This window comes from Streptomyces sp. NPDC005574, from assembly GCF_040605435.1.
Classification (GTDB): Bacteria; Actinomycetota; Actinomycetes; order Streptomycetales; family Streptomycetaceae; genus Streptomyces.
The window spans coordinates 1-1,785 of record NZ_JBEXCW010000294.1 but is presented as its reverse complement, the minus strand read 5'-3'; the positions used below and the strand labels follow the sequence as shown (position 1 = coordinate 1,785).

The following is a 1,785-nucleotide window of genomic DNA, read 5'->3' as shown; positions in this document are numbered from 1 at the left end:
CCCCGACGGTCAGCCGGTTGAGGTACCGGAAGGGTTCGCCGTGGGTGTTGCGGTGCCCGGTCCGGCGCCGACTCCGGACCGGGCGGCCGACTCACCCCGTCAGCACTCGCGGAAGGCCCCGCTGTGGAATGCGGCGTTCCCGTCCACGTACGCGCCGTACGTCCACCCCTCGACGAACAGCTCCTGTCGGGTGCTGGCGTTGTAGCGCTCCGACAGCGTGTGGTACCAGACGTTTCCGCGGTTGCCGATGTTGTCGCCGCGGCCCCAGCAGTCGGCGACGATCGCGTCTCCGAAGCCCAGGTCAGGGACTCCCACCTTGCCGTCGCGCGTGTGCGTCGTCTCGTACACCCCTGTGGGTGAGCCCACGTTGATCAACGTGGGCGCGGCGGACGCGCTTCCCGTGGCCAGCGCCAGCGCACCTGCGCTCAGTACCGCCACGACGGCGCTACGGCGCCGCCGGATACCTCTCGTCATCATTTCCCCCTGGATCACCGCCGGCAACACACTGCCGTGTCGAGCGTGCACCGGAGTTCCGGGCACACCCTGGACAATGGCCCAGGCCCGGACGCACGTGAATCCCCCAGAACCAGGGGGGTGACAGCCGGCCGACGACGGTCCGGGGGGCCTCGGAGCCGGTAAAGGGCTTGTGCGGACGGAGACTTGCCCTGCGTGATCGCCGCTACTCCGCCGGCCCGGCCCCCGCGCCCCGAAGCACCGGGTGTACTGACGCCGAGACGGCGGTTGTACTGACGCCGGGACGGCGGGCGGGCGCGGAACGGACGCCGTGCCGCCGGCCCGAGCGGGCGCCGCGGCATCGCGCGCACCTCGGCCGCCGCGGCGTGAAGTCCGTCCGCCCCGCCCCACGGAGCACCAGCAGCCCCGGCAGCCCGTGGCTCGATTGCCGAAGAAACCGGCAGGTGACGCCGACCGGTCTGCGGGTACCGATAGCCGCATGGCTGAAGTGGTGCAGGCGGGACTGTGGGGACTACTGGCCGGCTCGGCGCTGCTGGTGGGGGCCGGTGTCGGATTCGGGCTGCGCGTGCCGCCAAAGGTGATCGCCACGGTGATGGCCTTCGGCGCCGGCGTGCTGCTGTCGGCGGTCTCCTTCGAACTGGTCGGTGAGGCGTACGACCAGGCCGGGCTCACCCCGGCCGCGATCGGGACACTTGCCGGCGCGGTGGCCTACACCCTGGGGAACCTGTGGCTCGCCGGTCGCGGCGCCCGGCACCGCAAGCGCTCCGGGAACCGGTCGGAGCATTCCCAGCCCTCGGAGAGCGAGCAGGGCGGATCAGGCACGGCGCTGGCCCTGGGTGCACTGCTGGACGGTGTCCCGGAGTCGGCGGTCATCGGGGTGAGTCTGCTCGACGGCGGGACGGTCAGCCTGGTGACGGTGGCGGCGGTGTTCATCAGCAACGTCCCCGAAGGGCTGTCCAGTTCGGCGGGCATGAAGCGGGCCGGGCGTGGCAAGGGGTACGTCTTCGGGGTCTGGACGGCCATCGCCGCCGCCAGCACCGTGTCCTCCGTTCTGGGTTACACGGTCATCGGGGCCTTCTCTCCCGCGGTGATCGCGGCGGTCACCGCGGTGGCCGCCGGAGCCATTCTCGCCATGGTCGCCGACACGATGATCCCCGAGGCGTTCGAGGACGCCCACCTGGCGATCGGCCTCGTCACCGTGTGCGGCTTCCTGGTCTCCTTCGCGCTCTCCCACGCCTGACCGCCGTCGGTCCTGAACGCCGGTGCACGCCTGTCGGGTCGGTGATCCGCTTCCAGGGCGGCTGGAAGCGG

At 71.7% G+C, this 1,785-nt stretch carries 2 protein-coding genes; one reads left to right on the top strand and one right to left on the bottom strand.

Annotated elements, in window-relative coordinates:
- Nucleotides 1-99: 99 nt before the first annotated feature.
- Entirely contained in the window at nucleotides 100-477 is a 378-nt protein-coding gene (locus tag ABZT03_RS44245; RefSeq protein WP_356049978.1) for a hypothetical protein, read from the bottom strand.
- Between the two features lie 475 nt (nucleotides 478-952).
- Here ABZT03_RS44245 and ABZT03_RS44240 point away from each other — a divergent pair, with 475 nt between their 5' ends.
- Nucleotides 953-1,714 carry a ZIP family zinc transporter gene (locus tag ABZT03_RS44240; protein WP_356049976.1) on the top strand — a complete coding sequence of 254 codons (762 nt, stop codon included), beginning with the start codon at nucleotides 953-955 and terminating at the stop codon, nucleotides 1,712-1,714.
- Nucleotides 1,715-1,785 lie beyond the last annotated feature (71 nt).